Below are 24,351 nucleotides of genomic sequence, written 5' to 3' on the forward strand. Positions count from 1 at the left end.
CAGGAACGCCTGCCCCGGCAGCCGACCCGCCGTGGGAGGGCGCTCCCCGGTGCGAAATACTCTCCCGATGAGATCACGCACTTCCCCGATCAGCCAGCCGATCACGATACGGAGGGCAGCCGCGCGGGATGCCAAACGGCTCACGCGGCTCGTGCGTGGCTCAGGCGCCTACGAGGGTAAGTACGCAGCCGCAGTGGCGGGCTACCGGGTCGGTCCTGATTACATCGAAGCCCACCGCGCCTTCGTAGCCGTCGACGCCGACGAGCATGGAGGCCGGGTCATCGGGTTCTACTCGCTCGTCCTCGCTCCACCGGAGCTCGACCTGCTGTTCGTCGCCGACGAAGCGCAAGGACGTGGTGTTGGACGGCTGCTCGTCGCGCACATGCAGTCCGAGGCTCGTGCCGCCGGGCTCGAACGTGTCAAGGTCGTGTCGCATCTTCCCGCCGAGGACTTCTACCACCGCGTCGGTGCAGTGCGGACCGGGACCGCGCTCGCGAACCCGCCCGCCGTGCCGTGGGACCGTCCCAAATTCGAGTTTCGCATTCCTTCGGAATGACGCGGCGCGCCGGTTCGCAGGGCACCGGCTCCGCCGGCATGGCGGCCGGCATGCAGGAGCCGCTGGACACCGTCTCCAGGCGGAACCGCCGGCCCGCCCAGCGCTACGGCGTGGGGGGCCGTTGCGGGGAGCGGAGTATGAGCAGGGTGATCTCGCTCGGGGCGAAGACGCGGAGGGGCGGGCCCCAGAAGCCGGTGCCACGGCTGGTGTAGAGGAGGGTGCCGGTGCTCCACCGCCGGCTGGCCCGCGACTACGAGACCCTTCCAGCCCGCTCCGAAGCCATGATCCACGTCGCGATGGCCGACCTCATGGCCCGACGGCTCACCGGCGAGGCCACCATCTCCTGGCGCGACTCGACATCACCGGATCAAATCCGCATCACGGGATAGAACACCGGGAGAAAACACCCTCTCACCGCAGGACTGCTGCGCTACAGCGGACCTGCCTACCAGTACCGCCACCGTGAACTCCAGCAATGGCTCCGCCAGCACCCCCAGCCCCCACCGTTGCCCTGAGGGCAGGGCCACCCCTGACGAGGCTGGCACGACAGTCCGCGCAGACACTTGCTGCGGCGAAGTCAGGGGCCGTACCGGGCATCCGTCCCCGGCAGGCGTCGTCATGACGCTTTTCCGTCGCGTGCCGGGCCGCTTCGACGGCCACCGCGAGCAGGACCGGGGTGAGCCCAGTCCAGCCGGGCTGCTGGTGTGTGGCTGGCGGCGTCGGGTGGTGGGGGTTGTGGTGGTGTGGGGGTGTGGGGGGTTATTGGTGGTGTGGCGGGTGGTGGGGTGTGGGGTCTGGGTGGGTGGGGTGGAGGAGGTGGTTGATGAGGTCTTGGGTTTCTTTCTCGAGGGGGCAGTTGAGGGTGTGGTTGGTGTGCTGGAGGCGGGTGAGGGCGGTGTGGAGGCCTTGGCGGTTGTGGGCGGCGGCTTCGATGCGCATCCAGTCGTGGTAGAGGATTTCGGCGGTGTGGTCGGTGTCGAGTGCGGTGGTGATGGCTTGGCGGGCTTTGGTGAGGTGGTGGTGGGGGCCGGGGGGTGTGCGGTGGGTGGCGATGGTGTGGGCGACGGTGATGATCCGGGTGGTCATTTCCTGTTGGTGGGGTTCTTGCCAGGGCAGGGGGTGGGTGCCGAAGGGGCGGCCGCGGACGAGGGCGAGGGCGGTTTCGAGGTCGGTCAGTGCGGTGGGGCCTTGGGTGAGGGCGTGGTCGGTGAGGGTGCGGAAGTGGGTCCAGTCGCAGGTGATGTGGGGGGAGAGGTGGTAGGGGTCGTCGGCGTGGTGGCGGCGGGGGATGTAGGGGTGGCCGTCCGGGTCTTGGCCGAGGGCGCGGCGCAGTTCTTGGAGGCGGGCGTTGAGGGTGCGTTTGGTCCAGGGGCTGGTGGGGTCCATGTCGGTGCACAGTGATGCGGCGTGGCGGCCGGGGCGGAAGTAGAGCAGGGCGGCGAGCTGGGCCTGGCGGGGGCCGTGGCCGGTGGTGGGCACGCGGTCCATGTCGACGGGGCCGAGGACTTTGAGCTGTGGCGGCGGCGGGTGGTGTCCGTGTGCGCGCACCGCGCTGCTGTGGTCGTGTTGTGGTTGCATGCCGGCGGGTGGCTGGCCGGTGGCGGCCAGTAGGGCCGGGAAGACGGTGCCCTCGTCGGCTGGGGGTTCGGACTGTGTGGGGCCGTCGCCGGTGGGGTGCGCAGGGGGCGCTGGGCGGGGTGTGGGCTGGGGCTGGGCCTGCTTGTTGGTGTGCGGGCCGTTGGCTGGCGGGTCGGGTTGGGCGGGGTTGTCGGTGAGGGTGTGGATGATCTGCCGGTAGTCCGCGTGGGTGAGGCGTTGCAGTGTGATGTCGGTGTCTGCGGAGTGCAGGTGCTGTCGCCCGCTGAGGGTGGCGTCCAGAATGTCGGCGGTGGGGAAGTACGCGGCGGCGGTGCGGGCCGGTGCGATCAGTGTCACGGCCGCTTGGCCGCTCGTGGCGATGAGGTGGGCGAGCTGTTGCGCGGAGTCGGAGCCGAGCGTGGGCGCGCATACCAGCAGGGGACGCCGGCAGGCATCGGGGGGTTGTTGGTGGATCTCGAGAAATCGTTCGGTGAGATGACGCAGTGCTGGTGAGGCGTGGGGCAGGTGGGTGAGGGGGTGGCCTGGTAGGGCGTGGGGGAGGTCGTCTGCGAAGCCGATGACCCAGACCTCTGTGTCGGCGGCCCAGGGACTGAGCGCCGCTTCCAGGGTGAGGGAGGCGCACACCTGGGTGACGTGGTCGGGGCTCCCCTCCAGCAGGAGGGCAGGGCGGGCCGCCAGGTTGAGCAGGAGCAGACCGCCGTCCGTGGTCGTGCCGAGGGTGACCAGGCCGGGGTAGGGGGCGGGGACGGCACGGGCATCGTCCTCGTCGAGGAGGATCACCTCCTTGGGCAGCGCCCACCAGCGTTCTGGTCCCTGCGTGAAGGGCGGCAGAGGGGCCAGCCTCTTGTCCTGGGGGAGTATCTGCACGTGGCCGGTGGTGAGGAGTGCCGCCCGTATGCCGGGAGGTGCCTGGCCGGGGTGCTGAGCGCTGTGGTGGTGGGCCAGGGTGCGCAGCGCCGTGTCCAGACGGGCCATGTCCGCGCGGACTGTTCCGGTTTCGTCGGTGGCCTGCACCAGCGGTGAGGCCTGGAGGTGCGTTCGGGTCTTGCGTGAGCGACGTCGGTGAAGGCGGAGCGCGAGGAGTGCGGTGAGCAGGGCTGCCAGCAGGGCACCGGCGCCCAGGACCGTGCGCAGGAGGGGGACACCGACCGCCGGGGCAGCAGCAGGCGAGGACGTGGCGGTCGGGCGCGCCTTGTGTGAGGGAGCCGGGGGAAGCAGGGATGCGCTGGCCGTCGGCGATGGGGAGGCCGGCGCGGAGGGGGCCTTGCCCGGTTCACGGCCGGGCTTCTGTCCGGCCGACGCGCTCGCGGACGGCGCGGGCGCAGCAGTCTCGTCCTTGCGCCGGTCGGGCTGCCGGTTTTCGATGAGCTGCTGGATGCCCAGGCGGGTGACGTCGAGTTCGAGGATCTTGGGGGCGGCGAGGGTGGCGCCGTCGGCGAGGGCGAGGGCGAGGGCGGGGTCGTTGCGGTCGAGGGTGAGGGGCGGGGAGGTGTCGGTGGTGGCGGGGCTGGGTGCGGCCGTGGCCGGGCACTGGGATCCCAGGAACAGGCCCACGCTGATCAGGACGGCGGCCGGTGCGCGGCGGGGGCGGGCCGGCCGTCCGTGCCGGAGGCGGCGTGGACGAGGGCGGCCGAGAGACGGACGGCAGTGAAGAGACCACCGCAGCGCAGCAGGGCGATACCGGTCTCCGACCACTCCGTACGCGCCCTGTGCGTGTCCGGTGCGGACAGCAGGAGCCAGTGTGTCACCGCGAGTTCGCGGTCCGCTCTGGAGTGGACGAGGACGCCGGCCTGTGGTTCCACAGGCCGGAGAGCGGGTGTGGTGTCCGGGAACATGCGATGGCCTCCGCGGGTCGGCTGACGTGCCCGAAGGCTGCGCCGAGCTGGTGAGTCGTCACGTCACCGTCTACGCAAGCAGCAGCGCGGGAGCGACTGCGACGCTGGAGCGATGCAAGAGCGATGAAAGAACGCGGTGCTGGTGGCGTGATCTCTGCCAATGCCGGGGCACGAACAAGGTGGGGGCGGTACGGTCCCCCGTACCCGTCACGTCGGATGCTGCCCGGAGCCGGTATGGCTGACCGCCGCAAGATCCCCAACACCTCGTTACGCGCGGTGCGCGAGAACGAGTTCCAGATGTCCCGCCACGAGTTCGCGAAGCTCATCGTGGCGACAGGCGAGGAGATGAGCGAGGTGGTCGCCTGCGCTCCGCGTCTGGTGGCGGCATGGGAAGACGGAGACGTTCAGCTTCCGCGCCCGGTGTACCAGCGGATCCTCACGCGGCTGACCGGGCGCACCATGAGTGAGTTGGGGTTCCGCCTCAGCAGCCCAGCGCGGCCGGTCCCGCCGGCGGTCGCAGCGGACGAGCCGGAACAGGAGCAAGGGCTGGACCGCCGGGCCTTCGTAGTGGACGGTGCGGGCGCAGCCCTGTCGCTCATCCCGCTCGGGCCCGCCGGGGAGAACCCGCCAGGCCGGATCGGGGTCGGCGACGTTCGGGCCGTGGACCGGGCCGTCAGCCAGATCTACGAACATGATCACGCTCATGGTTCTGTTGCCCTGCGTCGCGCGGCCTCCGAGGCGCTGCACACCGCGTACGGGTGGCTTCAAGTGGGGACGTACACGGAGCGGACCGGCAGGCGGTTGCGGTCGGCGACGGGTCATCTGTCGATTGCGGCCGGGTGGCTGTCGTACGACTCCGGCCGCCCCGCCGACGCTCGATCCTTGTACGGCGAGGCGCTGGCCGCCGCCCGGATTGCCGACGACCCGGCCCTCGAAGGGCACGCCTTCGGTTGCCTCTCGCTGCTGGCCAAGGCATCAGGCCGTCCTCGTGAGGCGATCTCCGCAGCGCAGGGTGCGCAGACGGTGGTGAAGTCGTACGGCTCAGCGCGGATGCTCTCCCTCATGGCGATGCGGGAGGCCGGCGGCTGGGCCCTGCTCGGCGACGCCAGCGCCACGGACCAGGCGATCGTGCGCGCACACCGCCTGTACGCCAAGGGTCCTAGCGACGCCGATCCTGACTGGCTGGAGTTCTACACGCCCGCCGAACTTGCCGGACTCGAAGCTCTCGCGCGGGCGGACCTCGACCAGCACGAGAGAGCCGCCGCCGGAGCCGAACAGGCCGTCCTCCTGCACGGCGACACGTTCGCCCGTAACCGCGCCCTGTACACCGCGGATATCGCGATCCAACATGCGGTGAGCGAACGGCCCGAGCCGGAAGCCGCAGCGGAGGCAGCAGGCCGCGTCCTGGCCTACCTGCCCGAGGTGCGTTCGGGTCGGCTCCTGAAGCAGCTGCACAACGTCGAGAGCGCGCTTCAGCGGCACGCCGCCGTCCCGGCGGTTGCTGACTGGCTGGAGGAGTACCGCACCATCACCGGTGTCAGCTGAGGAGGAGACGGTGACCACCCCGAGCACGCGTACCAACGTGGTGATCCGCACCTACGGGCCCGGCAAGGTGCCGCCGATGCTCGACGTGCTCGCCGACATCTGGGCCGACGCTCACCCCGAGCTGGTCGACAACCCGAGCGCGGAGGCCCTGGGGCTGTCCGTGCCTGCACTTCGCCGCCAGGTTGAGGGGCATCTCAAGCGCCCCGGCTTCGCCCTGGTCGTTGCCTACACGGGCGGCACGCCCATGGGCTTCGGCTACGCCTTCCCCTGCTCCGCCGACTACTGGTTCGGCCCCGACCTGGTCGACCAGGTTCCCGAAGGTGCCCGTACGGAGCGGCTGATGGGGTTGTGCGAGTTGGCCGTGCGTCCGCCGTGGCAGTCCCAGGGCATCGGCACGCGGCTGCACACCGCGCTGCTCCAGGCCGTCAACCCGAAGTGGTCGTCTCTGCTCGCGCTCCCGTCGAACCAGCGCGGCCAGGACCTGTACGCGCGGCTCGGCTACGAGTACGCGGGCGAGTACCGGAACACAGATGACGGCCCGGCATTCGATCTGCTGCTGCTCCGCGTCGAGGAAACGGCCTGACGCGTTCCCCCCGGCCGGGGGCATTGGAGTGGGAGTACCTGCTGCTCACTGCCCGCAGGGGTGGTGCGGGCGCCAGGTAACGCGGCGGGCACGGTGCTCCGTCTGCGGTACCGGATCCGCGGCCTGGTCGGGCAATTCGAAGTCCGGGCGCGTCGACTGCGCACGACGGGCCTGTGCACTCGTCGCCTCATCGGCGCTGCTGCGCAGCCACGCGCTGAGGAGCAGCTGAGCGTAGGTGGCCGGGTCGGCGGCCACTGCCGTGGTGCGTAGGGCGGTGGTGGGCTCGTGCGGGGTCGCCGCCACGGCGGTGGTCGGGGTGGAGTGCTGGGCGAGGACCACCCCGACACCCTCACCACCCGGAACAACCTCGCCTACTGGCGGGAGGGAGGCGGGGGATGCGGTCCGGGGCCGCGGACGCGTATGAGCAACTTCTTGCTGCTCGCCGGCGTTCATCTGCGAGAACCATCCCGATACATCCGCTGCCTGGGGCAGCTTCGCCCATTGGCGAGGCCATGCAGGGAATGCGGGAGGGCCGCCGCCGACACGGCGAACCATCTCGCCCACTGGCGGAGGAAGGCTGCCGAGGATGGTTCGGCGGACGAGCCCTCGGCCACGCGGTAGGCGGCGACTTGCCGCGCCCCTCGGCCCGGTGGGCAGTTGTCCGAACGGTAAGTCACACCGCCCCGTCAGGTGGTGGGGGATCACCGCCGTCACGCCCGTGCCGAGTCCACGCCAGCGGCAGGTTCAGTCCAGACGGGGCAGACGCCCCGCCTGACGGAACCAGCCCGACAGGCGCCACACCACGCGCGTCGCGGAAGTCGACCGTGCCGCCGGAGAACCGCGCGTCGCGGAAGTCGACCGTGCCGTCAGAGAACACGGCGCCCTTGAAGCGGACCACCGCGCAACCCTTGAAGTTTGCGTGGTTGAAGTGGACCGTGCTGCCGGAGAACTGCGCGCCAGCGAAGTCGGCCGCGCCGCGGTATCTGGCCGTGAGGCCGGAGAACGTCGTGCTGAGGAATCTGACCGTGCCGTCTTCGAACGTCGCGTGGTTGAAGTCGATCCTGCCGCCGATGACATGCGCGTCGCTGAAGTCGACCGTGCCGCCAGTGAACATGGCGTCGCTGAAGTCGACCGCGCCACCGTCGAAGTTGGCGTGGTTGAAGTCGACCGTGCCGCCGGAGACCCATGCGGAGCTGAAGGCGACCATGCCGCCGCAGAACCTTGTGGCGCGGAAGTAGACCGCCCCGTCGGAGAACGTTGTGCCGCGGAAGTCGACGGTGCCGCCACGGAACGTCGCGTCGGAGAAGTCGATCGTGCTGCCAGAGGACTGCACGTCGCGGAAGTTGATCGTGTCGCCGTCGAACGTCGCGTCGCGGAAGCTGACTGTGCCGCCGGAGAATCTCGCCGCGGACAGGTCACCGCCGTCGAACGTGACTTGGGTGAGGTCGAAGTCGTGGCCCTGCCAGGAGTGCGGGTGTTCGGCTTCCAACCGGAGGTGGTCTCGGATGAGGCGGATGATTGTGTGCCGTACCTCCCGCAGCGCCAGGTATGTGTGCCGGGCTTCCGTATCACCGGCCGGGAGGTCGTTCTCGGCGGTGTAGGGCAGGCGGAGGTAGGCGCACAGCACGTCAATGCAGGTCTGGCGCAGCCCGCGGGTGGGGGCGTCGTCGGCGAGGCCGGCCAGGGCGTGCACTCCGCCGAGGCGGACCGCGGCAGATTCCTCGCCGAGCTGGGTGACCGCGGCGGTGAAGCGCTCGGTATGCAGACGCGTGGCTTCCCGCAGGGCGCCGTCCTCGTCGACGCGCTGGCGCCGGTAGGCCACCACCAGGGCGACCAGGGCGCCTGCCCCGGCGACCACGCCGAAGGACAGTTTCACCAGGTCAAATAGCGTCTTGGAGTCGATGCGGCGCTCGGGCTTGAGTCCCTGGGCGCCCAGCAGGTCCCACCCGGTGTAGAACACCACGGCCGCCACCAGGATCGCCACGGCGAAGGTTCCGGCGAGGACCAGGCCGACCGGCCACAACCGCAGGCCGCGCCGCTCAGCCTGGCGCCGGGGCAGATATGCGCTCACATTCCCTCAAGACAATCCAGGTGCGCCGCCGGTTGCGGTCATTCGCGGTTCCTGAGGAAGGGCCGGTGGCCGTGGGCCGCTTCTCCGTCAACCTGCGCAGTCGCATTGCGCTGGTTCCACCAACGGGGGCTGTAAATCGTTGGCTCTGTCCCGTAATCGGTGATAACGAGGGGTGACGGTCGTCGTTGACGGTGCATGGCGGATGGCAACAACCTTGGGACCGTGGTGTTTTCCGTACCCCACCATGTCCGAGCAGCCGCGCCTCCTGGGCTGGCATCAGGCGCCGCTGACGCTCATTCAGATGCGGCAAAACGACCTGGAACCGCAGCGCAAGCTGATCCAGAACATCGTCGGCGAAGCTCATACCAGAGCAACGAACTTGCCCTATGAAAGCAACGAGTTGATTCCTTACAGCTTCAGTGGACGCGGCAGCGCTGCCAGGCGGCCCCGATCATGACTTTGCGGATGGCTTTGACGAGGCCGCTGTGGCTGTCGGAGATGACGAGGCGGACTCCGGTCAGGCCGCGTTCCCGCAGCGAGCGCAGGAATTCTGCCCAGAAGGCCTCGGTCTCGCTGTCACCGACCATGACGCCGAGGACTTCGCGGCCGCCGTCCTCAGTGACACCGGTCGCGATGACGACGGCCTGGGACACGATCTGGTGGTTGAGGCGGGCCTTGACATAGGTGGCGTCGAGAAAGAGGTAAGGGAACCGGATGTGGTCCGGGGGCCGGGTCCGGAACACGTCGAGTTGTTCGTTGGCTTTATCAGTGAGTCCTGACACCGGTTGTCGATCGGGAGCGACAGCGCCCGGTGTCGGTGGAGAGTGATATCGCTGAGTTTTGATACCACTTGGGTGCTTGCGGTGGGAGGATCGGAGTGCTCTCCATGGTGAGGGGGTGGCGCTGGTGCCACCTATTGATCAGAAACTCAATGGGTTCTATTCGAGGGTGTAACGGACGTGGGGTCCGCCGAAGTAGCCGCGGACGATGTGCGGTTGGCGCTGGCGGCGATGGAAGAACCGGCGGGTCTCGGCGGCGAGTTGGGCCTGGTCGCGGGCCCGGCTGTGCATCGGCTGACTCCGCTTGAGGTCTGCGTTGACCAGCTCGTCGGGGTTCAGCTCGGGCGAGTAGGGCGGCAGGAAGTGCAGCTCGATCCGATCGGGGTGGGCGGCCAGCCAGGCGCGGACCGTGGGGGAGCGGTGGGCGGAGTGTCCGTCCAGGACGAGGTGCACCTTGTGGTCGAGGTGGCCCGCGAGGCGCTCCAGGAAGCGGCACATGACGTCGGCGTCGAAGGTCTCGGTGAACACCATGAAGTGCATGCGGCCCTTGGTGCTGATCGCGGACATCGCGTTGACGGAGAACCTGTTGCCCGTGCGGCGCACGACGGGTGTGCACCCCTTGGCGCCCCAGGTACGGCCGGTGACCTGGTCGGAGCGGATGCCGACCTGGTCGGCGAAGAGCACCTCGCCGCCCTCGGCTTTCGCCTTCGCCCGGATCGTCGGCCAGGTCTCCTCCCGCCAGAGACGGACCGCTTCCGCGTCCTGCTCGACGGCCCGCTTGTCCGGCCGCTGGAACGACAGACCCCACCGCCGCAGGTACTTGCCCACCCCCGGCTCGGTCAGCCGCACCCGGTACAGCTTCGCGATCAGATCCCCTACCCCGGCGCGCGTCCACAGCTGCCCGGCCAGGCCCAGGTCGCAGGGCCGGTGATCCAGTACGGCCTGCCGAACCGCCTGCTGTTCGGCCGCATCGAGAACCTGGTGTTCGCCGACCCGCCGCCCACGCGGCTGGGCCACGAGTGCCTCCCGTCCGCCTGACAGCCACTTCGCCCACCAGTTGTCCACCGCCTTGAGCGAGACCTGAAACACCGCCGCGACATCCTGGCGAGTCCGGCCCGCCACCAACGCCGCCACCGCCCGCAGCCGAATCGCCTCCTGCGCCGACGGCGACAACTGCCGTGCGTCCCCCGCCAGTTCACTCACGCAGGGATCAACGATCCAGAACACCTACCGTTTCGGATCAATATGAGTAACCATCTCATTCGCCAACGAACCACGCCGTGTCCACGTTGCCGAGGAGGCCGCCACCGGTCCTCTGGGTTGAGGCCGTTCAAAACTGGAATTCGGCCTGGTCACACCGTCGATCACCGACCGTAATGGTTGGTGTTTGCCGGACCTCTTCCATAACAATGATGGGGCCCCGCCACACGGTGCGCACGTTCGGATGGGCATCAGGGGCATTGCGTGATTGGGATTGGTCCGGTTCGCCGGTCTCGTGAGTGACGTGGCGTCATGTCTGTTGCACGGCAGGGGGTCCGGGAAGGCAGAGCAGGCACGGTGTTGGTGATCATGTGGTTGTCGAGACCCATGAGAACCGAGCGAGACCGTGCCTGCCCGAACATCATCGCCCATCCCTTCCGCACTGGAGCAACTGGGCTCCCCGACTGATCCCCTCACCCCAAGCGATGTCGCTGACCTGCGGCGTTTCCTGATCCTGGTTGCAGATCCCCGCGATGTGCGAGGACTGCGGTATCCGGCCGTCGCGTTGTTGTGCGCAGCCGTCTCGGCGGTGCTGACCGGGGCTCGCTCGCTCATCGCGATCAGCGAGTGGATCACGGATGCCCCGCAGCATGTGCTGGGTGTCCTCGGCTTCGCTGCCGATCCGCTTACCGGCCTGCGGCCGGTGCCGCACGCCACAACCGTGCGCCGCCTGCTGCAGCGCGTGGACGGTGACGCACTGGACGCGGCGATCAGCGCGTATCTGCAGGCCAGAACGCCGCCCCCGGTCGAGCCGGAGACGGAGAAAGGGCCGGTGCGACGGGTGATCGCGGTCGATGGCAAGGTGGTCCGCGGCTCGCGACCCCGGGCGGCCGCGGCGATCCAGCTGCGGCGATGGACCACCACGGCGTGGTCCTGGCCCAGCGGCAGGTCGCTTCCAAGAGCAACGAGATCCCTCCTTCGCGCTGCTGGTCGCGCACAGCTGCAACGTCGGATACACCCCGGTCATCGGGGCCTTGGACGCGCTGAAGTATGGCCGCCTGTCCCACGTCGACCAGACCTATCTGCGGCTGGCCACATACCGGGCCGCGAACGCCACGCTGATCGACTATCAGGCGTCGATCCCGCTCGCGCAAGTCTGGGGCGGCGGCCTGGTCGCCTCCGTGGACGGCATGCGGTTCGTCGTCCCCGTACCGTCGGTGTACGCACGGCCGAACCCGAAGTACTTCGGGCGCCGGGGCGGCGCGACGTGGCTGAACATGATCAATGACCAGGCGGCGGGGCTTGGCGGGAAGGTGGTGGCCGGCACCCCGCGTGACTCGCTGTACGTGCTGGATGTCCTCTACGACCGCGACGGCGGCCGCCGACCGGAGATGATCGTCACCGACACCGCGAGCTACAGCGACATCGTCTTCGGCCTGCTGACCTTGGCGGGGTTCGCGTACGCGCCGCAGCTCGCGGACCTGCCGGACCAGAAGATGTGGCGCATCGACCGCAGCGCCGACTACGGCGCCTTCCAGGACGCGGCCCGCGGCCGGGTCGACCTCGCCAGGATCGAACGGCGCTGGGAGGACATCCTGCGGATCATCGGGTCCATCCACACCGGGGCCGTGCGCGCGTACGACGTGATCCGCATGCTGTCGCGGGACGGGCGCCCCACCCCGCTCGGCGACGCGGTCGCCCACTACGGGCGGATCGCTAAGAGCCTGCACATCCTGCGCCTGACCGACGAGCCCGGCTACCGGCGGCAGATCAAGAGCCAGGCCAACCTCCAGGAGGGCCGCCACTCCCTCGCCCGGAAGATCTTCCATGGGAGGAACGGGCAGCTCTACCAGCGCTACCAGGACGGCATGAGGACCAGATCGGCGCCCTGGGCCTGGTCCTCAACGCCCTCGTGCTCTTCAACACGCGGTACATGCACGCCGCGTTGACCCAGCTGTGTGCGGACGGCTTCGACGTGCGGGACGAGGACGTGGCCCGCCTCTCCCCGTTCGTACGGCACCACATCAACATGCTCGGCCGCTACTCCTTCCAGCTGCCGGAGCTGCCCGGTGGCATGCGGCCCTTGCGCCATCCGGACGCCGGCGAGGACGACTGACTGTTGTCGTGTACTCACACCTTCGCCATGGCGTGAACAAGGCGTTGTGAAGCGGGCCCTGCTTCGGCGGCAGGAGATTCTGCGGCCCGGGCAGCTGTACTGCCCGGGCCGCAGACTGGGGGATGGCTGGGTTACGCGGTGCCGAGGGCCGTGCGCAGGGTGGCGACGGCCTGGTTGATGGCGGCTTCGGCGGCGTGGGTGTCGCGCAGGGCGTTGAGCATGACGAAGTCGTGGATGATGCCCTGGTAGCGCACGGCGGTGACCGGGACACCGGCCTGGCGGAGCTTGCTCGCGTAGGCCTCGCCCTCGTCGCGCAGCACGTCGGCCTCGCCGGTGATGACCAGGGCCGGGGGCAGGCCCCGCAGCTGGTCGGTGGTGGCGCGCAGCGGTGAGGCGGTGATCTCGGCTCGCTGGTTCTCGTCGGTGGTGTACTGGTCCCAGAACCACTGCATGGCGTCGCGGCGCAGGAAGTACCCCTCCGCGAACTGGTGGTAGGAGGGGGTGTCGAAGGCCGCGTCGGTGACCGGGTAGAACAGCACCTGCTGTACCAGCGGGACGTCGCCGCGCTCCTTGGCCATCAGGGTCAGCGCGGCTGACATGTTGCCGCCGACGGAGTCGCCGGCCACCGCGATCCGGGTGGCGTCCAGGCCGTTGGCCGCGCCCTCGCGGACGATCCACTGGGCGACGGCGTAGTTCTGCTCGATAGCGACTGGGTAGCGGGCCTCGGGAGACAGGTCGTACTCGGGGAAGACGACGGCCGCCCGGGCGCCGACGGCCAGTTCGCGCACCAGCCGGTCGTGTGTGTGGGCGTTGCCGAAGACCCAGCCAGCGCCGTGGATGTAGACGATCACCGGCAACGTCCCCTCGGCGTCGGCCGGCCGGATGATGCGGGCCCGGACCGATCCGGTGGGGCTGCCCTGGACGGTCACCCATTCCTCGGCGATCTCCGGCTTGCTGATCTCACCAGACTGCACCTCGTCGACGGTCTTGCGGCCCTCGGCCGGACCGAGGTCGAAGAGGTACGGCGGGTTCGCGGTGGCCTCGGCGAAGGCGGCGGCGGCCGGCTCCAGCACCGGGCGGGTGGTGGTCTCGGACATGGGGTGCTCCTCGTGGGTCGTGTCGGCCGGTCGTTCGGCGGGTACGACAGGAACAGTAATGCTCGATTAAATCGCGCGCAACTTAATCGAGCTATATATAGTCGTGAGCGCCTGGAATGGTAGGGTGGAGTTTCCGATCATTCGACGTTAGGACCGGTCATGGACCAGGCCGCGCACCATGCCGCAGAACAGGGCTCGCTCCTGCTCCAGGACCAGCTGTGCTTCGCCCTGTACGCTGCATCGCGGTCGGTCACCACGCGCTACCGGCCGCTGCTGGAGGAGCTGGGGCTGACCTACCCGCAGTACCTGGTCATGCTGGTGCTGTGGGACCAGGACTCGGTCTCCGTCCGCGAGCTGGGCACCGCGCTCCAGTTGGAGTCCAGCACCCTCTCCCCTCTGCTCAAGCGTCTGGAAGCCGGCGGCCTGATCCACCGTGAGCGGCGCTCCGACGACGAACGCTCCGTCGCGATACGCCTCACCCAGGCCGGTGCGGATCTCCGCGAGAAGGCCCGCACCGTCCCCCTGGCCATCGGCGAGGCCATGGGCCTGACCCCCGAGCAGGACACCACCGCCAAACACCTGCTCCGCCTGCTCACCGCGAACGTCACCCGCAACTGACCCCACCGGGCGAGCCGACCAGCACACAGGCGGTCAGCACTGTCAGCGCCTGCTGTTGCCGGGCGCGAGCAGGCTGGTGACCTCGGCGATTGCCTCCGGGGAAGGTTTGAAGTAACGGCGGACGTTCTCCGTCTTCTTGTGCCGGGACTTGGCCATCAGCATCGTCACCAGCCGCAAACGGCGGTGATCAGTCCGTGGATGGTGATCTTCCTGGGCTGGGCGGCTCGTACACTGACGAAAATGGAGGACCACACGGCCACCGGAATCGGTGCACGTCCGGCGCCCGTCTTGCGGCAGTACGTCGACTCGTATGTCGGCTTCGACCTCCGCGGGCTCCCGTCGGGGGTGCACTGCGGCCCGCCGAGCCGCGCGCTCACCGCGGTGATCAGCCTGGCAGATCCTTTGGAGGTGGCGGCGGGCGTTGACGACGGGTCACCGGTCACCCGATTCGGCAGCGTGGCCGGCGGTCTGATGTGCCGGTCCGTCGCGATTCACCACGACGGACGCCAGCAAGGTGTTCAGGTATCGCTGACACCGCTCGGGGCCCGGGCCATCTACGGCATGCCCGCCGCCGAGCTCGCCCACCGACTGGTCCCAGTTGACGAGATTCTCGGAGCGCTTGCCGTCGAGCTGGTCGACCGGCTCCGATCGGCGACAACATGGGCGGCACGGTTCACCGCGCTGGACGAATTGCTCCTGCGAGCTGTCAGCCGTGGCGCCTGCGGCGACCATGTGCGCTGGGTGCGCCCCGAGGTAGCCGAGGCGTGGCGCCGCCTCGTCGCCGCGCGGGGTTGCGTCCAGGTTGGTGCGGTCGCCGCGGAACTCGGCTGGAGCCGTCGGTACCTCACCGAGCGGTTTCGCGGTGAGGTGGGCCTGTCCCCGAAGACCTTCGCCCGAGTCTTGCGCTTCGAGCACGCGCACGAACTGGCGGCGGCGCAGGACCCGCTCCCGTGGGGCGATGTGGCAGCCGTCTCTGGCTACGCCGACCAGGCCCATCTCGTTCGGGACTGGCGCCAGTTCACGGGCCGATCGCCGACGGCCTGGCGTCGCAGCGAAGTCCTCCTCGGAGCCGGGTAGCCGCCAACCGTCTGCCCTTCGCGTCGGCTTGTCTTCCCTTTTCTTCAAGACCGCCCGATCGCTGGCGTGGACGATCGTCGGCATGAGACTCGTCAACCACGAACGCAATGCCATGGACCTGCGGACCACCCCCGTGCACCTCGGACTGGGATCGAGAGCTAAACCCGTCGAGGGCTTCACCTGGGACCCGGAGGTGCTCCAGGCCTACAGCGTCGCGGTCGCGGCAGACGGCGCCGAGGGCCGGATGGTGATGATCTTCGACGGCGACGGGCTCGGCGACCATTGGGAGAACCACCCTGCAGGCGACGAACTGGTCGTTTGCCTCAGCGGGTCCGTGACGATCACCCGCGACGTGGACGGGGTACCCGACCGCGTTCTGCTCGGGCCGGGCGAGGCCACCATCAACCCGGCCGGGGTATGGCACGTGGTCGACATGCAGGGGCCGACGTCCGCCCTGGCCATCACGGCAACCCTCGGCACCGACCACCGTCCTCGGACCGACACCCGCCCAACCGAACGCGTCGGCACTCCCAGCCCGGAGCAAACGCCGTGACAACGCGTATCGCGTGCCTCGGCGACAGCCTCACCCGCGCGCAGTTCAGCGTCGACTACCTGGATCTTCTCGGACGACGCCGCCCTCCCGGTGACGTGCAGCTTGCCCGTTTCGGCGCCAACGGCGACTTCGCCTACAACCTCTTGCAGCGCCTCGATGCTGTCGTCACGAACCCACCCGATGTGATCACCGTGTTGATCGGGACCAACGACGCCCGAGCGAGCCTTGCCGGCTACCCCGTCGAGCAGGCCATGAAGCGCAAGCAGCTCCCTGATCGCCCGTCGGCAGGCTGGTTCCAACAGTGCCTGGGAGCCGTCGTCGCACGGCTGCGAGCGGAGACCGACGCGACGATCGGTCTGCTGTCGCTACCGGTACTCGGGCAACAACTCGACGGAGCAGCGGCACAGGCATCGCAGGCGTACAGCCGGATGATCTCCGAGGTCGCTGCCGCCAACGAGGTGGCCTACCTTCCGCTCCACGAACGCCAGATCGAGGAACTGCGCCAAGCCGACCCGCCGCCGATTTCATACCGGGAGGTGACGCCCGCAGCGGCCGTCGGCGTCCTCGTCCAGCACGCAGTGCTGCGCCGCAGCCTCGACACGATCTCGCGGCGGCGAGGTCTCGTGCTCACGACCGACCACATCCACCAGAACAGCCGCGGCGCCAGCTTTATCGCTGAGGTCATCGACGCCGGTCTGCTGACCCAGAGCGCGTAGCTGGTTTCGGCGCCCGGCCAGTCGGATGCCATCTATCGCGCGGAGGTGGCATCCGATCCACGCGGTCAACGCAGGCCCCGCCAGCCTTGGGCCCGCCGAGAGCGTGGTGGCCGGAGTCAGCCAGGCTGCGATGGGGGAGAAGGCCTACCTCGTAGATTCGTAGATCGAGCGTGGGTCTTCCTGGTGCCTGTGATCAAGGACTGTGGGCTTCCACGCCCTGTGCTCCGCGAGTTTCCTGGGCACGTTCTGCCCTTGCAGCGCTGGAAGTGACGGGGAGCCGAGGAGGTGAGGGCGTGCCGCGGGTCCGCTTCGGTCGTTCTTCAGCACAAGGGGGCCGCAGGCCTTCCAGACAGGAAGGTGTGACGCCGGGGGAGGCGTCCGTGTTCTATGGTGCGCGATCCCGTCGGCGTCGCAACGAGAAGTACGGTTTCGCCACCAAAAGCGTTCATTCAGCCACGATTTGCTACTGCTGGTGACTGTCATGGAGTAACGGACGGAAGGCGCCTGGCGGGTGACGCGGTGTCATTGTTCCGCAATCTCATGATCACGTTGAGTGGTGTGCGCCCGGCGCAGCATGCTGTCGTGCAACTCCTCCGCGGGCGCGTCAGCACCGCCCCGGAGGAGCCTTTCCGGACGCTCGTATCTTTCCGGGAAGGTGACATGACAAGCAAGCAAGTGATGATCGTGGCAGTGCTGGCGGCGGTCCTCACGTGGAGCGCGGTGATGACCGCGCTGGGGCAGCTTGCGGCCGTGGCCGCGCTGCTGCCTTCGCTCGGGCTCCTCATCCAGCAGATCGTTTCGGTGTTCATCGGTGCGGAGGTGCGCTCCGGCGCGGCCCAGGGCAGCCGGCGGCGTCGCTTACGGCAGCGGCCGGCGGAGGCTTCGCCGGCCGGGAGTGAGGAGCCGGCACGGTGAAACTGCCCGAGCAGCCCGGAGGGGATCCTCCTCAACGTCGCGGCTGCCCACCGGAGCCGATCTGTGAGAGTGCCGGTCTGGCGCACCGGACGTGGCTGGAGCCCGTCCGTAGCCGGCTCGTCGCGAGCGGCCTGACGCTCGACGACCTCGTCAGCCGCTCCGGCTATTCCAAGGCCCACCTGTCGGAACTCCTGCGGGGCAAGGGCTACTACCCCGGCTGGGAGATCACCTACAGCGTGGTCCGTGCGCTGGAGATCCCCGTCGGCCCGCTGCTGAGGCTGTGGAAGGCGGCCGCCGTGGAGGCCGACAAGAACACGGCATGGATCCGTAGCCGGATCCGTGATGTGCGCACCGACGTGGTGGAGGAACCGCCCGTCGCCCACCTGGGACTCACCCAGGCCATGTGGCGGCCCTACACCGCCTCCGCGCAGGTCTTCCTCCAGTCCGAGCCCCGGGCGCGGCAGGCGGTGGGGGAGACCTTCGACATCCTCTGGCTCACCTGGGACCAGGCGACCGCCAGCCCCGATACGCCCCGCCACGCCTGGCAGCTGCTGCGCTCGACGGTCCTGTCCCGCACCCCCAAGCGGCCCGCCGGACATCCCGACTTACGGGCAGCGGCGTTCTGCACGACCGCCCAGGCCGAGGCCGGCGACCTGGGCGAGCGTCTGGCCCGCATCGACATCCACGCACGGTTCTTCGACGCGATCGCCCGCCTGCCCGCCGACCAGATGGACATCACCGTCCTGCGCTACCTGTGCGGCATCGCCCCGGGCGCCATCCCGGGCATCGTCGGCCTGTCCCCGGCCATCACCCACACCCTGGACCACCACGCCCGAGGGGCACTGAACGAGCTCTTCCCCGACACCGACACCCAGGAGTGATCACACCGCCATGAGCACCATCGACGACCTCCTCGCCCAGTCGCTGCTGCTGCACCAGCCGCACGTCCCCTCCGACGTCGTCCCCTACAACGACCTGGCCGAGGACGACATCCAGCTGTGGGACGGCTACCGGCCACAGGTGGCAGACGACCGCGCCGCACAGAGCCTTACCGCCCTGTGCGAGGCGGTCGTCACCCACTGCACCCCGGATCAGTTCGCCGACTTCCTCACCGACCAGATCCCTCAGCCGCGGGCCGCCTGGATCCTCGGCTGCGTCCTGCAACTCGCCGGCGCCGACAACGGCGCCCGCTTCTGGTGGCAGTACGCGGCCGGCGCCGACGACGCCCCCGCCTCCTACTGCCTCTACCTGCACCACCTCGCCCAGGGCGACACCCACGCCGCCACCCTCTGGCAAGCCCAGGCCGACGCCCACGCACCGCAGGACCACGACCCCGATCCCGGTGAAGACGCCCCGGCGTACCGCATGATGACCGCCGACACCAGCCTCGCCACCGTCCTGCGGATCCTCAGCCGCCTCACCCGCGCCACACAGCGCAGGCACACCCCGACCGCCCAGGCCGTCATCGAATTCGTGGCCGCCGCCGTCGCCATCGGCTACGACCGCCACCCCGACCTCGAAATCCCCGTGCCCGGAACCCACTTCGCCGAGCAACTCGAGGTCATCATCGCGGCCGCGTCCAGCATGCGCGACCACACCCGCACCACCACAACGCCCGCCGAGGAACTGCCCAACCGGCCCGCTCCGATCGGCCCCGGCGAGCGGACCCGGGTCCCGTCAACGGCGCAAGGACCAGCACATCTGCTGGTGGAGGTCACGGCCGCCGACCACGAACCCGCATCCGCACGCGTGTTCTTCAAGGGTGCGGCTGCCGTGTGCTGGAAAGCCGCCACCGCCGCCGATACCACGGACGGACACGGCAGCCGCATGGCCTACCACCTCAGCCGCTTCCGCACTTGAGCCGCCTACGCGTTCGCCCCCGCTCCTTCCGGCTTCGGGCAGATCCGGGCTGCATCGCCATCCGGTGCCGCCCCCGCAGCCTTCCACCGGCTGTAGTGGATCATGAGCTGGTCGCCGCAACTCGGCGCGGCTGGTGCTGCGTTGGTGGTCCAAGGAAAGACGCCCCGCTTCCCGCGGGGAAATGCAGGTGCAAGGCCTGCCCGGCGCTCGATCAAGGGCCCGTCCGCACACCGCGGACGGGCCCTGTGCGTTCCTCCTGCCCGCCGGACACATAAGGCTGTGCAGGCATGACAAGCAACGGCGCCGAGGCGTGTTCATCAGGGTTTGCGCGCGACGCCGCCGTAGGCGGCGATGGGTCGGCTCACCCTCGCCTGAGTGGGTTCGGGGCGCCATGCGGTGATGGGCACGAAGCCTGGTTCGACGAGTTCGAAGCCGTCGAAGGCGGCGTGGATTTCGTCCTGGGTGCGCGGGTGATAGGGGACCCCGCCGCTCTTGGCGTATTCCTCGCAGAGGGTCACGTACGCCTGGCTGTCAGTGGTGCCGTCACACAGGACCAGGTGGCTGCCTGAGGGCACCGCGTCCATGACGGTGCGCACGATGCGCGTCATGTCGTCGTAGGTGCGGGCGTGCCCCAGCACCCCCATGAACATCACCGTGATCGGCTGGGTGAAGTTCAAGGTGTTGCGGGCGTCGGAGATGATCTGTTCGGGGTTGTGGAAGTCCGAGTCGATGTAGGTCGTGACTCCCTCGTCGGTGGTGTTGAACAACAAGGCCCGTGCGTGTGTGAGCACCAACGGGTCGTTGTCCACGTAAATGATCTTGGATTCCGGTGCGACGGCTTGGGCAACCTCGTGGGTGTTCTGCATCGTGGGCAGGCCAGTGTCGTAATCGGGTCGCTGTCGTTCTTGGCTCGCTGATACATATGTGCGATGGCAGGCGGTGACTCCGGTGAGTTTCAGGCAGGGCAGTCGGGACTCATCGTGAGGGTCCCCGAGGCAGAACCTGCTGTTCGAGCGTGGCGTGACCGGCTGGACCCCTCAGCCCGTGCGGGTGTTCCGGCCCATGTCACCGTCCTCTTCCCGTTTCTCGACGAGAGCAGCATCGACGACGGTACTTACGCTGCCATTGGAGAAGTGATCGGGTGTCACCGGCCCTTCGAGGCCCGGTTCGAGCACTGCGGGAGATTCCCGGGGATCTTGTATCTCGTCCCTGAACCGGACCTCCCGTTCCGTCGGCTCACCGAGGCGATCGCGGAGCGGTGGCCGGAGGCCCCGCCGTTCGGCGGTCAGTTCGACGAGGTCGTCCCGCATCTGACCATTGCCCAGGGGCAAGATGATGCCGTGCTGGAGGAGGCCGAGGCCGACCTTCGCGGCCGGCTTCCCGCCACTGCCCCCGTGTCGTCGGTCGATCTGATGGTCCACGACGGAACAAGGTGGCAGCAGCGGGCGCCGTTCGCGCTCCGGTGATTCCTCTGCTGGTCGTCGGTCAGCCGCCGCTCTGCTGGGCTTTGGTGTGAGCAAGGCGGTAGGAGTCGATGCCCGTTTCGATGATGTTGCCGCCGAAGGTGAGGCGGTCCACAATGGCCGCGCAGAGCCGGGGGTCGGTGAACGTCTTGGTCCACGAAGGAGAAGGACTCGTTGGAGGCGATGGCCATGCTGTTCTTCTCCTCGCGCTCGGTCAGAACCTGGAACAGCAGCTCGGCGCCGCGCCGGTCCAGCTCCATATGTTGGGTCGGGGACGAGACGCCGTGCACCGTTTCTGGTGCCGGTTTTCCCGTCCCCGCCCGCCGAACCCGCCGTGCGAGTTGGCCCCGCAACGGGCTCTCCACGTGATCCGATGTGTGAGGAGTCGACGGCGGACGTTGCGGAACCGTCTGCGGTTTCGGTAACTGACCGTGGCCGTGTGCGTTTTCGGGTCACCTGCCGCCCGACTTGATCCATGGCCATTTCACGATGCAGACCACGACAGGGGCGACGAGCATGGCCAGCAGCCACAGGCCCACGCTCGCTGGAGAGTAGATGTAGTAGCGCCAACGTTCTGGCAGGGGCGACGGCGCAAGCAGGAGCAAGATCAGCGTGGCCCATGTGGCCAGCACGACTGCTGCCGTGCGTGCTGCGGTCATCCCAATCGCCCCCTCAACGGTGCTCCATCTCTATGGATCGGATGATAGGGCGACTGAGATGATGCTGGCGTGGGTAGTGTGATCACGGCGTCGGAACCGTCTGGATAGCCCCGTTCTCCGGGCTGAGCCCGCGCCAGTTCGGGAAGCTGGTGACGGTATTGCGTCGCGCAGGGGCGGACGCGGTCCGCAGGGGCCGGCCGTGGAGCCTTCCGCTGGAGGATCGGACGCTGCTGGTCGCCGCCTACTGGCGCACCAACCTCACGATGCGGCAGCTCGCCCGCTGTTCGGGGTGTCGAAGTCGGCGGCGGACCGGATCATCGACCACCTCGGGCCGATGCTCGCTCTCCAGCCCCGCAAGCGGTTCGCCAGGGACACGGTGCTCATCGTGGACGGCACCCTGGTCCCGACCCGGGACCACGTCATCGCCGAGCTATTAGTGGGCGTTGTGTGAGTCGCCGGTGGTGTTGTCCGGTTTGAGGGCTTGCGGTCGGCTGGGCCTGCGGTCTGCTGGTAGGCATGGGCGGGCGGCAGCCGTACCCGAGTGATTTGTCGGACGAGGCGTGGGAGCTGATCCGGCCGGTCATCAGGTCCTGGAAGGGACAGCATCGCTCGGTCAGCGGCCATGAGGGCCGGTACGAGATGCGGGAGATCGTCGACGCGATCCTGTACCAGGCCCGGGTGGGCTGCCAATGGCGCTACCTGCCGCACGACTTCCCGCCGTACACCGCGGTGTACTACTACTTCGGCAAGTGGCGCGACGACGGCACCGACCAGGTGGTCCATGACCTGCTGCGCTGGCAGGTCCGCGAGTCGAGGGGTCGACGAGAGGACCCGTCCGCGATCGTGATGGACACCCAGACCGTGCATGCCTCCGTCAATGCGCCCAAGGCCACGACGGGGTTGGATCCGGGCAAGAAGAGCCGGGGCCGCAAACGGGGCATCGCCACCGACATCCTGGGCCTGCTCATCGCGGTGATCGTGGTTGCGGCGAGCGTGCACGACAACGCCATCGGCATCACGCTGCTGGACCAGGTCGCCGCGGACAACCCGTCGGTGACCAAGGGCTGGGTGGACGCCGGGTTCAAGAACGCGGTCATCGACCACGGCGCCGCCCTGGGCATCGACATTGAGGTGGTCCAGCGCGATCCGAACACGAAGGGCTTCGCACCGGCGCCGAAGCGGTGGATCGTCGAGCAGGCCTTCGGCACGCTGCTGCTGCACCGCCGTCCCGCCCGCGACTACGAGACCCTCCCGGCCAGTGCTGCCTCGTGGATCCGCTGGTCGATGACCGACGTCATGACCCGCCGGCTCACCGGGCACACCGCACTGACCTGGCGCGACCCGCCACCGACCGGCGCCAGGGCCCCGACCCACGAGGCGGCGCATGCGTGAACTCCTGGCCCAGATCGACGAACGACAGGCCGTCGGCCGCAAGGAAGCAGCCCGCCTGCGTGAGCAGATCGCCCAGCTCAGCGAGCAACTCACCGCCGTGGAGCACCGGCTGGAGCGCCTGGAGATCACCCGGGAGACCGTCCTGGAGATCGCCGAGGACAGCGATCACGGCGGCCCCGAGCCGCTGCCGTCCGCATACCGCCAGATCCTCGCCCTGTTCGAGGACGACGAACACGGCCTACGGGCCAAGGACATCTGCGAAGCCCTGGGAATCGGCACCGAAAACCGCCATGTCGAAGGCGCCCGGGCCAAGCTCAAACGCCTCGTGAGCCGCGGCATTCTCATCGAACCCGAACCCGGCCTGTTCACCATGCCCCGACCGACAGAGTGAACCCGCACGAAGACTCACAGAACACCCACTCAGAAGTCGGCCGACGGTCGGAGCGGAGACCGAGTGCCCCTGCCGGGTCAGTTCCTCTGCGAGGTTGCGCAGGGACTTGGTGGTCCAGCGCAGCGGCGACATCGGATCACCCCCGCTCGTCCGGCTCCACCAGCTTCAGCAACGCCGGAACCAGGGAAGGATCTTGTTGCTCGGCGGGCTTGCGGCCACCCCCGGGGCGCCGGACGCAGCCGTCCGGCAGCGGATCCCCACCGGCCTCCAGCTCGAACACCCCGTTCCGGACCGTGCTCTCGCTCACCCCGGCCACCCGCGCAACGGCCCGTACCCCACCGTGTCCGAGCAGCCGCGCCTCCTGGGCCAGCATCAGACGCCGCTGACGCTCGTTCAGATGCGGCAAAACGACCTGACACCGCAGCGCAAGCTGATCCAGAACGTCGTCGGCGAAGCTCATACCAGAGCAACGAACTTGTCCTATGAAAGCAACGAGTTGATTCCTTACGGCTTCACTACGCCCGCGCCCTGCTGAGCCAGGTTCCCAAGTCGGCCCAGCCCTGGGTGGCCACGCTGCTGCGGACCGTGTTCGAACAGCCCGACACCGACGTCGTCCAGGCTCAGATGGGGCACGTCCTCGACGCCCTGGAAGCCAAGTTCCCCAAAGCTGCGGCCCACTTGGATGCCGCCCAGGGCGATGTCCTGGCGTTCACGGCGTTCCCACGCGAGAGCTGGCGGCAGATCTGGTCGAACAATCCGCAGGAACGGCTGAGCAAGGTGATCCGCCGCCGCACCGATGTGGTCGGCATCTTTCCCGACTGCACCGCCCTGATCCGCCTGGTCGGCGCCGTCCTGGCCGAGCGGAACGACGAGTGGACCGAAGCCCGCCGCTGCATGGGACTCGACCTGCTCGCCAAGACCCGCCTCCACCCGATCGAGTCAGAAACCGACGAGACCGTCCTCCCGACCGAACTCAGCGCATAGCCTCAGAACGAGATCACCGAGTGGCCGTCGGTACACCACTCCCGCGGACGTGACCCGCCTTGTGCGGGGCTCCTGCCGTTTCAGATACGCGAGAACCTTCGCTGCGTGGGTAAGCCGTCGATGGGCCTTCGAATGGATGAGCACGTTGCGGATCGGCACCAAGAGCTGATTGCGTGGGTTTGTCTGGCCTTGCGCAGAGGCCAGTTTCGCTCTCCGGGCCTCGTCCTGGAGGGAACGAACAACACTCCTGCGCGGCGGGGACTTCCTGGGCCGTGGCCGATGGCGCCGTCGGCACGTTGCCCGGGAAGTCCCAATGCCTCCCGGCACGTTGCCGCTCTTCTT

At 68.7% G+C, this 24,351-nt stretch carries 21 protein-coding genes and 10 pseudogenes; 18 read left to right on the forward strand and 13 right to left on the reverse strand.

Annotated elements, in window-relative coordinates:
• The first annotated feature begins 67 nt into the window (after positions 1 to 67).
• The gene (locus BN159_RS41800; protein ID WP_078598967.1) at positions 68 to 556 is read left to right on the forward strand and encodes a GNAT family N-acetyltransferase; all 489 of its coding nucleotides are present in this window, start codon (positions 68 to 70) and stop codon (positions 554 to 556) included.
• Between the two features lie 224 nt (positions 557 to 780).
• A pseudogene (locus BN159_RS44555) lies at positions 781 to 945 on the forward strand (IS5 family transposase); the annotation flags it as partial.
• Positions 946 to 1,315: 370 nt separating this feature from the next.
• Here BN159_RS44555 and BN159_RS45945 read toward each other — a convergent pair.
• Positions 1,316 to 3,709: a bacterial transcriptional activator domain-containing protein gene (locus BN159_RS45945; protein ID WP_015663134.1), complete on the reverse strand. Its 2,394-nt coding sequence runs from the start codon at positions 3,707 to 3,709 to the stop codon at positions 1,316 to 1,318.
• A 5-nt stretch (positions 3,710 to 3,714) separates the two neighbouring features.
• The gene (locus BN159_RS45000) at positions 3,715 to 3,957 is read right to left on the reverse strand and encodes a hypothetical protein (protein WP_157901149.1); all 243 of its coding nucleotides are present in this window, start codon (positions 3,955 to 3,957) and stop codon (positions 3,715 to 3,717) included.
• Positions 3,958 to 4,224: 267 nt separating this feature from the next.
• Between BN159_RS45000 and BN159_RS41820 the strand changes: the two genes are divergently transcribed.
• Positions 4,225 to 5,535: a hypothetical protein gene (locus BN159_RS41820; protein ID WP_015663136.1), complete on the forward strand. Its 1,311-nt coding sequence runs from the start codon at positions 4,225 to 4,227 to the stop codon at positions 5,533 to 5,535.
• A gap of 10 nt (positions 5,536 to 5,545) precedes the next feature.
• On the forward strand, positions 5,546 to 6,118 hold the full coding sequence (locus BN159_RS41825) for a GNAT family N-acetyltransferase (RefSeq protein WP_015663137.1): 573 nt from the start codon (positions 5,546 to 5,548) through the stop codon (positions 6,116 to 6,118).
• A 45-nt stretch (positions 6,119 to 6,163) separates the two neighbouring features.
• Here the strand turns inward: BN159_RS41825 and BN159_RS46490 are convergent, their stop codons facing one another.
• The 5 genes and pseudogenes from BN159_RS46490 to BN159_RS41845 form a co-directional block, all read right to left on the reverse strand.
• Positions 6,164 to 6,457, reverse strand: coding sequence for a hypothetical protein (locus BN159_RS46490; protein WP_015663138.1), 294 nt, complete (start codon positions 6,455 to 6,457; stop codon positions 6,164 to 6,166).
• 334 nt (positions 6,458 to 6,791) lie between these two features.
• Positions 6,792 to 8,189: a pentapeptide repeat-containing protein gene (locus BN159_RS41835; protein WP_015663139.1), complete on the reverse strand. Its 1,398-nt coding sequence runs from the start codon at positions 8,187 to 8,189 to the stop codon at positions 6,792 to 6,794.
• Between the two features lie 211 nt (positions 8,190 to 8,400).
• Positions 8,401 to 8,553, reverse strand: a pseudogene (locus tag BN159_RS47830) (ISAzo13 family transposase); the annotation flags it as partial.
• Between the two features lie 55 nt (positions 8,554 to 8,608).
• Positions 8,609 to 8,947 (reverse strand): annotated as a pseudogene (locus tag BN159_RS41840) (transposase); the annotation flags it as partial.
• Positions 8,948 to 9,127: 180 nt separating this feature from the next.
• Positions 9,128 to 10,171 (reverse strand): IS630 family transposase, encoded by a 1,044-nt coding sequence (locus tag BN159_RS41845; RefSeq protein WP_193384307.1) that lies wholly within the window; start codon positions 10,169 to 10,171, stop codon positions 9,128 to 9,130.
• Between the two features lie 532 nt (positions 10,172 to 10,703).
• Between BN159_RS41845 and BN159_RS47300 the strand changes: the two are divergent.
• Positions 10,704 to 10,889: pseudogene (locus tag BN159_RS47300) on the forward strand (ISAs1 family transposase); the annotation flags it as partial.
• Positions 10,890 to 11,148: 259 nt separating this feature from the next.
• Positions 11,149 to 12,284, forward strand: a pseudogene (locus BN159_RS44565) (transposase); the annotation flags it as partial.
• Between the two features lie 131 nt (positions 12,285 to 12,415).
• Here BN159_RS44565 and BN159_RS41860 read toward each other — a convergent pair.
• A complete protein-coding gene (locus tag BN159_RS41860; protein ID WP_015663145.1) occupies positions 12,416 to 13,381 on the reverse strand; it encodes an alpha/beta hydrolase in 966 nt (321 codons plus the stop codon).
• Between the two features lie 159 nt (positions 13,382 to 13,540).
• Between BN159_RS41860 and BN159_RS41865 the strand changes: the two genes are divergently transcribed.
• Complete coding sequence (locus BN159_RS41865; RefSeq protein WP_015663146.1) at positions 13,541 to 13,999, forward strand: MarR family winged helix-turn-helix transcriptional regulator; 459 nt, start codon at positions 13,541 to 13,543, stop codon at positions 13,997 to 13,999.
• Positions 14,000 to 14,041: 42 nt separating this feature from the next.
• Here the strand turns inward: BN159_RS41865 and BN159_RS46495 are convergent.
• Positions 14,042 to 14,161, reverse strand: a pseudogene (locus tag BN159_RS46495) (site-specific integrase); the annotation flags it as partial.
• A 78-nt stretch (positions 14,162 to 14,239) separates the two neighbouring features.
• On the opposite strand from BN159_RS46495, the gene BN159_RS41870 reads away from it, so the two are divergent.
• From BN159_RS41870 to BN159_RS41895, 6 genes are all read left to right on the forward strand, one after another.
• Positions 14,240 to 15,076: an AraC family transcriptional regulator gene (locus tag BN159_RS41870; protein WP_041822447.1), complete on the forward strand. Its 837-nt coding sequence runs from the start codon at positions 14,240 to 14,242 to the stop codon at positions 15,074 to 15,076.
• A gap of 82 nt (positions 15,077 to 15,158) precedes the next feature.
• Complete coding sequence (locus BN159_RS41875; protein WP_015663149.1) at positions 15,159 to 15,629, forward strand: cupin domain-containing protein; 471 nt, start codon at positions 15,159 to 15,161, stop codon at positions 15,627 to 15,629.
• The gene (locus tag BN159_RS41880; RefSeq protein WP_015663150.1) at positions 15,626 to 16,345 is read left to right on the forward strand and encodes an SGNH/GDSL hydrolase family protein; all 720 of its coding nucleotides are present in this window, start codon (positions 15,626 to 15,628) and stop codon (positions 16,343 to 16,345) included. The genes BN159_RS41875 and BN159_RS41880 overlap by 4 nt, the downstream gene beginning before the upstream one ends.
• Positions 16,346 to 17,005: 660 nt before the next feature.
• Entirely contained in the window at positions 17,006 to 17,260 is a 255-nt protein-coding gene (locus BN159_RS45955; RefSeq protein ID WP_015663151.1) for a hypothetical protein, read from the forward strand.
• A complete protein-coding gene (locus BN159_RS41890) occupies positions 17,257 to 18,141 on the forward strand; it encodes a transcriptional regulator (protein ID WP_015663152.1) in 885 nt (294 codons plus the stop codon). The genes BN159_RS45955 and BN159_RS41890 overlap by 4 nt, the downstream gene beginning before the upstream one ends.
• Before the next feature lie 10 nt (positions 18,142 to 18,151).
• A complete protein-coding gene (locus BN159_RS41895) occupies positions 18,152 to 19,120 on the forward strand; it encodes a hypothetical protein (protein WP_015663153.1) in 969 nt (322 codons plus the stop codon).
• Between the two features lie 317 nt (positions 19,121 to 19,437).
• Here the strand turns inward: BN159_RS41895 and BN159_RS41900 are convergent, their stop codons facing one another.
• The gene (locus BN159_RS41900; RefSeq protein WP_078598970.1) at positions 19,438 to 20,088 is read right to left on the reverse strand and encodes an SAM-dependent methyltransferase; all 651 of its coding nucleotides are present in this window, start codon (positions 20,086 to 20,088) and stop codon (positions 19,438 to 19,440) included.
• Here BN159_RS41900 and BN159_RS41905 point away from each other — a divergent pair.
• Positions 20,050 to 20,586: a 2'-5' RNA ligase family protein gene (locus tag BN159_RS41905; protein ID WP_015663155.1), complete on the forward strand. Its 537-nt coding sequence runs from the start codon at positions 20,050 to 20,052 to the stop codon at positions 20,584 to 20,586. The genes BN159_RS41900 and BN159_RS41905 overlap by 39 nt on opposite strands.
• A 19-nt stretch (positions 20,587 to 20,605) precedes the next feature.
• On the opposite strand, the pseudogene BN159_RS47305 reads toward BN159_RS41905, so the two are convergent.
• Both BN159_RS47305 and BN159_RS41915 read right to left on the reverse strand, forming a co-directional pair.
• A pseudogene (locus BN159_RS47305) lies at positions 20,606 to 20,846 on the reverse strand (ATP-binding protein); the annotation flags it as partial.
• A gap of 189 nt (positions 20,847 to 21,035) precedes the next feature.
• Positions 21,036 to 21,242: a hypothetical protein gene (locus tag BN159_RS41915; RefSeq protein ID WP_015663156.1), complete on the reverse strand. Its 207-nt coding sequence runs from the start codon at positions 21,240 to 21,242 to the stop codon at positions 21,036 to 21,038.
• Between the two features lie 69 nt (positions 21,243 to 21,311).
• On the opposite strand from BN159_RS41915, the pseudogene BN159_RS41920 reads away from it, so the two are divergent.
• The 3 genes and pseudogenes from BN159_RS41920 to BN159_RS41930 form a co-directional block, all read left to right on the forward strand.
• A pseudogene (locus BN159_RS41920) lies at positions 21,312 to 21,672 on the forward strand (helix-turn-helix domain-containing protein); the annotation flags it as partial.
• Between the two features lie 86 nt (positions 21,673 to 21,758).
• Entirely contained in the window at positions 21,759 to 22,634 is an 876-nt protein-coding gene (locus BN159_RS41925) for an IS5 family transposase (protein WP_015663158.1), read from the forward strand.
• A complete protein-coding gene (locus BN159_RS41930; protein WP_015663159.1) occupies positions 22,627 to 23,025 on the forward strand; it encodes a hypothetical protein in 399 nt (132 codons plus the stop codon). The genes BN159_RS41925 and BN159_RS41930 overlap by 8 nt, the downstream gene beginning before the upstream one ends.
• Here the strand turns inward: BN159_RS41930 and BN159_RS41935 are convergent.
• A pseudogene (locus tag BN159_RS41935) lies at positions 23,008 to 23,485 on the reverse strand (ISAzo13-like element transposase-related protein); the annotation flags it as partial. The gene BN159_RS41930 and the pseudogene BN159_RS41935 overlap by 18 nt on opposite strands.
• 47 nt (positions 23,486 to 23,532) lie before the next feature.
• Here BN159_RS41935 and BN159_RS41940 point away from each other — a divergent pair.
• Positions 23,533 to 24,009: pseudogene (locus BN159_RS41940) on the forward strand (IS256 family transposase); the annotation flags it as partial.
• Positions 24,010 to 24,351: the final 342 nt, after the last annotated feature.

Origin of the sequence: Streptomyces davaonensis JCM 4913 (assembly GCF_000349325.1) — a bacterium.
GTDB lineage: Bacteria > Actinomycetota > Actinomycetes > Streptomycetales > Streptomycetaceae > Streptomyces > Streptomyces davaonensis.